This is a genomic window from Ruegeria sp. CF4 (assembly GCF_056537345.1).
On the sequence record NZ_JBQFRJ010000020.1, the window covers coordinates 1 to 8988 of the forward strand.

At 51.4% G+C, this 8988-nt stretch carries 4 protein-coding genes; 3 read left to right on the forward strand and 1 reads right to left on the reverse strand.

What is annotated here, in order from left to right:
- Positions 1-174 precede the first annotated feature (174 nt).
- The 3 genes from ACR0NF_RS21585 to ACR0NF_RS21595 are packed head-to-tail and all read left to right on the forward strand — an operon-like array spanning position 175 to position 6592.
- Entirely contained in the window at positions 175-2187 is a 2013-nt protein-coding gene (locus ACR0NF_RS21585; protein WP_480778935.1) for a type I restriction-modification system subunit M, read from the forward strand.
- Positions 2184-3389: a restriction endonuclease subunit S gene (locus tag ACR0NF_RS21590; protein ID WP_480778936.1), complete on the forward strand. Its 1206-nt coding sequence runs from the start codon at positions 2184-2186 to the stop codon at positions 3387-3389. The genes ACR0NF_RS21585 and ACR0NF_RS21590 overlap by 4 nt, the downstream gene beginning before the upstream one ends.
- On the forward strand, positions 3386-6592 hold the full coding sequence (locus ACR0NF_RS21595; protein WP_480778937.1) for a type I restriction endonuclease subunit R: 3207 nt from the start codon (positions 3386-3388) through the stop codon (positions 6590-6592). Before ACR0NF_RS21590 ends, ACR0NF_RS21595 begins: the two co-directional genes overlap by 4 nt.
- A 94-nt stretch (positions 6593-6686) precedes the next feature.
- Here ACR0NF_RS21595 and ACR0NF_RS21600 read toward each other — a convergent pair whose 3' ends face one another.
- Positions 6687-8009, reverse strand: a complete 1323-nt coding sequence (locus tag ACR0NF_RS21600) for a hypothetical protein (RefSeq protein WP_480778938.1) — start codon at positions 8007-8009, stop codon at positions 6687-6689.
- Positions 8010-8988 lie beyond the last annotated feature (979 nt).

An 8988-nucleotide genomic window follows, 5' to 3' on the forward strand; every position in this document is an offset into this window, starting at 1 on the left:
CAGTTGGGTCACACCAATACTCACCCGGCGAATTGCGCAGCACCGACGAGCGATTGATCGATTAGTAGTTAACCTTCTGCAACCAAGACGATAACAGTAAGTGAGATTTCACGACCAATGTATGGGCGTTCTAACACTATAGGTGCCGACTAAAGGCGCGGAGACTAAGATAATATGGCTCAGCTTGAGAATATTGAGGCAATTGAAAAAAGACTGTGGAGCAGTGCTGATACCCTGCGGGCGAATGGCAGTTTTGCGTCGAACGAAGCATTCCTGCCAATAATGGGCCTGATTTTTTTACGTCACGCATACAGCCGTTATCTGGCACTGAAACCCCAGATAGAGGCCAACCTGCCCAGTCGTGGCGGTGTGACCCGTGCTCTGACCAAAGAGGATTTTTCGGGCAAAGGGGCGATCTATCTGCGTGAGGAAGCCCGGTTCGATCACCTGGTAAATCTGACTGACGCTGATGACCGGGCTGAAGCCATCATTAACGCGATGGAGAAGATCGAAGAGGACTACGAAACCCTCGCCGGTGTTCTCCCTAAACGTGAGTATCAGGAACTCGACAACGACGTACTTGGCACATTGCTGCGAACGTTCAACGACCCGGCCCTGAGAAACATGACCGGTGATGTGTTTGGTCGCATCTATGAATACTTCCTGACCAAGTTCGCCGACCAGGGCGCCCACGACAACGGCGAGTTCTTCACTCCGGTGTCCATCGTCCAAACCATTGTGAACGTGATCGAGCCAGACCATGGCAATGTCATCGACCCGGCCTGTGGTTCCGGCGGTATGTTCGTGCAGTCCGCTCACTTCATTGAACAGATGCACCAAAGCCCGCAGGAGGTCGCAACCTTCTACGGGATGGAGAAGAACAAGATCACTATCCGGCTGGCCAAGATGAACCTTGCCGTGCATGGGCTCGAAGGGAACATCGCTCAGGCTATCAGCTACTACGAAGAGCCCCATGAGATGGTGGGCAAGTGCGACTTCGTGATGGCCAACCCGCCGTTCAACGTGGACGAGGTGGACGCCACCAAGATCAAGGCTGATCCACGCCTGCCATTTGACCTACCCGGTGTGAACAAAAGCGGCCAGGTTTCCAATGGCAACTATCTGTGGATGAGCTATTTCTATAGCTACCTGAACGATCAGGGCCGTGCCGGTTTTGTGATGTCATCGCAGGCGTCTTCGGCTGGTGGGGAAGAGGCCAAGGTACGCCGCAAAATGATCGAAACCGGCCATGTGGACGCAATGATGGCGATCCGTGGTAACTTCTTCTACACCAGATCCGTGCCCTGTGAGCTTTGGTTCCTGAACAAGTGCAAGCCCGAGGCCATGCAGGACAAAGTGCTGATGGTCGATGCACGGGCTGTATTCCGCAAGGTGACCCGCAAAATCTATGACTTCTCACCCGAGCAGACCCAGAACCTGTCCGCGATCTTCTGGCTCTACCGTGGTCAGCAGGACCGGTTCCTGCATCTGATCGACACCTACATCACCAACACGATTACAGCGGCTGAAGCGACCAGAGAGCCACTGCATGCCTTCTATGATGCCTATGGTGCCTTGTCGGAGAAGGTCGAAGATGCGGATGAAGCTGAAGCAGCGTACCAACAGTTGATAACTGATATCTCAACCTTCGATGCCACCACCACCGAGATGACCGCCAAGGTTGGTTCCATCAACAAGGACAACGCCGGTTTGACTAACGCCGCCAATGTGCTGGGGCCGATGGCGGAAACGAGCCGTGATCTGATCAAGCAGATCGATCAGGTGTTCAAGCTGATCGAGAAGACCGCCAAGGATCACACCGGCGGCGTACGCGGTCTCAACAAGCTGATCAAGGAAGCGGATGGGGCCCGCAAAGCGGTGGTCGAAGCCCTGCGGCAGGTGCGGTACTTCTACAAGCAAGCCCGTTGGTTGCAGGAACGGTTCCCCGATGCACGGCTTCGCGATGTTGAAGGTCTGGTGAAGTTGGTGGATCATGCCGAGCTTGCAGAGAATGACTGGAGCCTGACGCCCGGTCGCTATGTCGGCGTGGCCCCTGAGGAGGAAGACGAAGGTTTTGATTTCGAGGAAGCCCTGCGCGAAATTCACCTAGAACTGGCAGGTCTGAACGAAGAGGCCAGTGAGCTTGCCGCCCAAATCCAAAAAAACTTTGAGGAGTTGGGCTTTTGAGTAGTGCTGGATTCCCTTTGTCCGATTACGCCACAGTCATTTCTGGCTTCGCATTTAAGTCAAAAGACTTTGTCGAAGTTGGTATACCAGTCATAAAAATTGCGAATATCAAGCATGAGCACGTTACTTTTGATACCGTGCAATTTCTTCCTCCAGAGTTCTTGTCGATAGATCATAAGTTCCACGTCCAACCTGACGATGTAATGATCTCTTTAACTGGTTCACATCTATCGCAACCGAACTCTGTTGTCGGCAGGGTCGCGCGATATCGGCATACTAGACCAGCACTATTGAACCAGCGTGCAGGGCGCATTGTTATCAACGAAAAAGGAAAGCTGGACCAAAGCTTCTTGTATTACTTTCTACGACAAGAATCTGTCATGCGGGAGTTGGCACTTAACGCAGGTGGCGCCGCCAACCAAGCAAACATCAGCCCTAAAGATGTTGGCCGTGTGGTAATCCCAGAAATTTCATTCGAAGAACAAAAAAAAATGGGTCAGGTTCTCACCGCCTACGACGACCTGATTGAGAACAACCGGCGGCGGATTTCGTTGTTGGAGGAGGCAGCACGGCAACTCTATAAGGAGTGGTTCGTCCGCTTCCGCTTCCCCGGCCACGAACACGTGCCCCTCGTCGATGGTGTGCCGGAAGGGTGGGTGCATCAAAGGTTGATAGACCTTGCTGAGATCACCATGGGTCAAAGCCCTAAGTCTGAGTTTTACAATGACGATGGCGATGGTCTGCCGTTTCATCAGGGCGTGACTAATTTCGGTTTCAGGTTTGTGGTTCACAATACGTATTGCACTAAGCCAACCAGACTGTCCCAACCGGGCGATATCCTGTTCAGCGTTCGGGCACCTGTTGGGCGAATGAACATATCAAACGACGCTATTGTAATTGGTCGTGGACTGTCGGCGATGCGTTCAAGAACCGGCAAACAGTCATTCCTTTTCTATCAACTCAAGTCATTTTTCTTCAAAGAAGACATGGTTGGTGGCGGAGCTATCTTCGCAGCGGTCAATAAGAAGCAACTTGAAAACCAAGAGCTTCTTTGCCCACCAGAAAGCCTTGTACAGCAGTTTGATGACTTCGCGTCAGATGTGGACGCTCAAATCAAAACCTTGAGCCAGGCGAACGAACAATTGACGAAAGCCCGTGACATCTTTCTCCCCAAACTCATGAGTGGGGAGATCACGGTATGAGCCCCGCCCTGAACGAAGACACGCTGGTACAGGAGACCACAGCGGATTACCTGAAGGACATCCTAGGCTGGGATGAGAACATCTATGCCATGCAAGAGGTGTTGGGCCCAGAGGGTACTCTTGGCCGCAAATCCGAGAAGGATGTCGTGCTGACCCGCTATCTGGGTGAGGCCCTTATGCGGTTGAATCCGGGTTTGCCTGATGCGGCGTATCAGGATGCTCTTCGTCAGATCACTGAGGTGCCGGTGATCTATGGGACGCTTCAGATCAACCGTGAGAAATATGAGTTGGTCAAAAATGGGGTTCAGGTTCAGTTTCGCGATGCCAAGAACGAATTGGTCAAGAAACGGCTGAAGGTGGTCGATTGGGATCACCCCGAGGCCAATCACTTCCTCTGTGTGCGAGAGATGTGGATCAAGGGTGACCTCTACCGTCGCCGTGCGGATATCGTCGGTTTCGTCAACGGCCTGCCGCTGCTCTTCGTGGAGTGCAAAGCCCTGCACAAGGATATTCGCCACGCCTATGATGGCAATCTGGCGGACTACAAAGACACCATCCCGCATCTGTTCCACCACAACGCCTTTATCGTGTTGGGCAATGGTGTCGATGCCCGCATCGGGTCCATCTCCAGCCAATGGGAACACTTCAACGACTGGAAACGGCTAAGTGAAGGTGAGGCTGGGGTTGTTGAGATGGAGACCTTGCTGAAGGGTGTTTGTGACAAACGAACCTTCCTCGACCTCTATGAGAACTTCATCCTGTTTGACGAGACGCCCAATGGGCTGATCAAGATCGTGGCCCGGAACCACCAGTTCCTGGGCGTGAACCAGGCGATTGAAGCCACTAAAGACCGTGAGGCCCGTGACGGTAAGTTGGGTGTGTTCTGGCATACCCAAGGGTCGGGTAAATCCTATTCCATCGTATTCTATACCCAGAAGATACACCGCAAGATCGGGTCGAACTTCACCTTTGTGATATGTACCGACCGGACCGATCTGGATGGTCAATTGTACAAGACCTTCGCCGGGTGCGGGCTGGTGGACAATGACCAGGACCCAGTAAGGGCTGGATCGGGAAAGGAATTGAAATCCCTGTTGGGCCAGCACAAGGCGTATGTCTTCACGCTTATCCAGAAATTCAATGAGAAGCTTAGAGAGGGCGAGTTCTATTCTGATAGGGATGACATCATTATCATCACGGATGAAGCCCACAGGACGCAGTACGGGACGCTCTCGCTGAACCTGAGGAACGCCCTGCCGAATGCCAGCCGGATTGGGTTCACGGGAACGCCCCTGTTCTCTGATGACGAGATCACCCGCCGTGTATTCGGTGAATATGTGTCGAAGTACGATTTCCAGCGGGCGGTGGAAGATGGTGCCACAGTGCCGCTTTACTACGATGCCCGTGGTGAAGAGCTTCAGGTTGCGACCAATGATCTGAACGACAAGATCGCGGCCAAACTGGAAGAATTGGAGGTCGATGATCAGGATGTTGCAGAGCGGCTAGAGAAAGAGCTCAAACGCGACTACCACGTCATCACCAACCCTGACCGGTTGGACAAGATCGCCCGTGACTTTGTGGTTCACTACTCAACACAATGGGAAACCGGCAAAGCCATGCTGGTCTGTATTGACAAGATCACTGCGGTGCGGATGCATGGTCTGTTGATCGACCACTGGAAACGACGGATCAGTGAGCTTGAAGTCGAACTGGCCGGTTGTGACGAACAAGACCGGGCTGATCGGGAGCGTCAGTTAGACTGGATGCGGGAAACCCTGATGGCGGTTGTCGTCAGTGAAGAGCAGGGTGAGGTCGCCAAATTCCGGAACTGGGACTTGGACATCATCCCGCACCGTAAGCTGATCAAGGATGGCTTTGAAACCGAAGATGGTAAGCGGCTTGACGTGGAATCTGCCTTTAAGAAGGAAGAGCATCCGTTCCGCGTCGCTATCGTATGTGCCATGTGGTTGACCGGTTTTGACGTGCCCAGCCTTTCGACATTGTATCTAGATAAGCCGCTGAAAGCCCATACACTCATGCAGGCCATTGCACGTGCCAACAGGGTGCATAAAGGCAAGAACAACGGTCTGATTGTTGATTACTGTGGCATCCTGAAAAACCTGCGAAGAGCCCTGGCGACCTTTGCTGGTTACACGGGTGATGAGGATGGCCCACCGCCGGAAATCGACCCTGTTCGACCTGATGAAGAATTGCTGGCAGATCTCGAAGAGGCTATCGCTGGTGTTCGTGACTTCCTGGATAGTCGTGGCTTTACGTTGTCTGACGTCCTTACCAAGACTGGCTTTGATCGGAATAAGGCCATCATTGATGCCAAGGAGATCGTTAACGAAAACGATGAAAGTCGTAAGCGTTTCCAGATCATGTGCCGCGAAGTCTTCAAGAAGTTCAAAGCGTGTTTGAACCTGAAGGAAATTGGTCGCTATCGCGACGACCGAGACGCGATCAACGTGATCTATAAGAATCTGGAAGATGATGTGAAGAAGGCTGATATTTCGGATATCATCAAGCAATTGCACGACGTGGTTGGCGGTGCGGTGGAAACGACCGAAAGCAGTGGTCTTGATGGTAACCTCTACGACATCAGCCAGATCGATTTTGAACGGCTTCGTCAGGAATTTACCAGGTCACCGCAGAAGAACACAACGGTTCAAAGCTTAAAGGATGCTGTGGAGCGGCGACTGCAACTGTTGTTGCGGCAGAATCCTTTGCGGACTGACTTCCAGGTTCACTACGAACGCATCGTAGCTCAGTACAATCAAGAGAAAGACCGTGTGACCATTGAGCAGACATTCGAGGCACTTCTGATACTAGTTGCGGAGTTGAACGAAGAAGAGCAACGGGCTGTGCGTGAAGGTTTGGGTGATGAGGAAACACTTGCTCTGTTTGACCTCCTTATTAAGCCAGAACTTCGCCCCGACGAGATAGCTCGGATAAAGAAAGTCGCTGAGGGCCTGCACACAGTGTTAAAATCTGAAGTAGACCGGGTTCAGGATTTTTTCGCCAAGCAGGCAACTCGCGACGCCATGCGAACTCGAATTCACGACTACCTATATGACGACACCAGCGGTTTACCCGACAGCTTCACACCAGAGGAAATTGACACGAAGGCTGAAGCTGTGCTTGCGCACCTAGTCGTCTCTCAGAAGCTGACTTCAACCAACACATACTCCGCGCCGATGTAAAAAAGGTGGGAACGAAGACAGTCACCACTAGACAACGAATTTCATCAAGCAGAGTTCGGTCATGCCCCCGCCGGAAAGGGCGAGGGACATAGATCTACGCAGCAAGTTTTTGAGGTTCAAAGGCGATTTCTTCAAGTAACTCAGCGGTACTTTCGGTTCTCAACCAAAGCTGAAACAGGGTCCGCATCCGTTCACTGGGTATATACAGCATGACCGGCTCGTTGTTCCTGATAGCCGTCCTCCAGATTACCTGTACCATCTCGGAGATTGCAAAAACGTCGTCGTTCATCGCGATCCCTTGATCCGCAAAGTAGTTACGAAGAATTGGCAATGAGAACCTGTTGGCTAGGTACGCCATGGATTTCTTATGGGCGAAGTCATTCGTGGCCTTGGTATTGAGTGGGATCCAACAACTCTTACCGGAATAGCTTTCACCTTTCAGTTTCTGGCGGTGGTCTTTGAAGGTTGTCCATGAATTGTCTCCAGATCGTGTCTTGGCGTGGTTCTTGAAGAAAGTCACGGTGTTGCCCTTTAATTTGCGCATAGATGCAGCGTCGGCACGTTTGAACCATGAAGATGACAACGGCTGTTCTCTACCCTTTGGGTATCCGATGTCGTTGCCTCTACCTTCGTAGATCGAAACTAACTTCCGGATCATGGACTTGATCTCTCCTTCGTTGTGATCCAACCACGGTATCAGTCGGTATCCGGTTGCACGGCTTCCAGACACTGCCTTTAAGTCAAAGGAGACGCCTTCCGCCTCCAAGTAAGACCGCATGGGAGACCCTTGGAACAGATAGGTAAGCACGAAGACTTCCTTGAAACACTCCAAGAACTCAATCGGAAACTGCCAGATTAAGACCCGTTTGCTTCGGTTACCCTCCGTATAGACAGCCAGGTTCCCGTTGTCGCAAAGGTGCTTGATCGGAGAAAACTTACCTTCATAGCTCCCGTGCTCCACGTGATTCCAGCGAAGACGCTTGGTGGTTTGTTCAACAAACACTTTACCGGCGGAGAACAAGTCGTCTTGATCGAACTTGGTCAAACCATCAAAGAAGTCGCAGCAGGTAAGAACTTCGTCGATCACGAGCGTGTAGTTGGCCGACAACAGGGCTTCTCTCGTTTCTTGAGTGATCATCCTGAACAACTCGTGTGTGGTCGCAATGTTCTCGCCCTCGTCGATCAGCTTTTGAAGACCGTAGAATTTGCGACCATGTATTGGTTTGGGGTCCTTGAAACTGAGACTTGGACACGCCTTTTTTACCCGTTCGACTTCATCCAACAGAGGCGTAACGTAGATAAAGCGACGCTTGGATGAATTGAACATGCAATCGAAGTGGGCGCGGTTCATGTATTCGATGATGAACGATGTCTTACCGGCACCCATAATGGTGTCGACGACGGTGATGTCAGCCATAGCAATATTTCCTTTTGGAGCAACAATACCTGTCAGGGATTAGTTGCGATTGGTTGGAGAGGGTTGTCGCGTTTCGTACGATCAAGAACGCGACAGTTGCGGGAAGAGGATGGTTAAATCCGTTAAATTACAATCGATTAACCACCTCCCAAGGGAGCCATCCTTAAAGGACTAGAGTAGTACATTGAGGAAGGGCGCTGCAGGTGTACGGTGTACAAAGACTACTGCAGATATGCTCGAGTTAGAGCATCAGTTGAAGGACGACGTCGTCCAAATTTTGCGGTATTTTAGCTGGATCAGCTGTCTCGGTTTCGCGGCACAAGCTTTCGGCGCCGCTTCGTCTCGATCTTTGGTCGGGGTCTTTCAAACAGTGTTCCGGTTTTTTGAAAAGCTGATCCAAGCTCTACAGGATTCTGGGGTTGTCTTTTTTCGTCGGACTTCAATATTGAACGTTCGGCACCGAGTTCTTCACATGACTTCTGACGCGCGTATCGCTCCCGGGCACTAGCCCTTCTTTCAAGGTCTCTTTGGTGTCGGTCTTCCCATTTGGCCTCGATGAGAACCCTGAGTTCGTCTTCGGACAGGTGTTGGAATTGCTTCTGACCTCGGTGCCAGCGTATTGAGCGCTGCATACTATCTTCTCGCTTGGCGGTTTTTTCAGCTTTTTGCCTCTTGCGCGTATTGCAAGCCAGCACCCGACAACTGTTGGAGCAGTATTGCGAAGTGGATCTATAAGGCGTGTATCGCCTCTTGCAATGTTTACAACTCCGCCGAGCTTTCGGCTTAGCAGTCTTGGTGATTGTTTCGCTAGTTGTCATCACTTCAACCGTCCTGTCTTAAACCATTTGTGGCGTTTGGGTGTATCAATGGTAACATGTAATTGTATTTCGCATAATTATTAGCAGGTTACGAGAACTTTAGGTTTAACGGTAAGAGGTTGTTTTATCTCTATCTCAGTAGCCGTCCAAACGGTGAGATA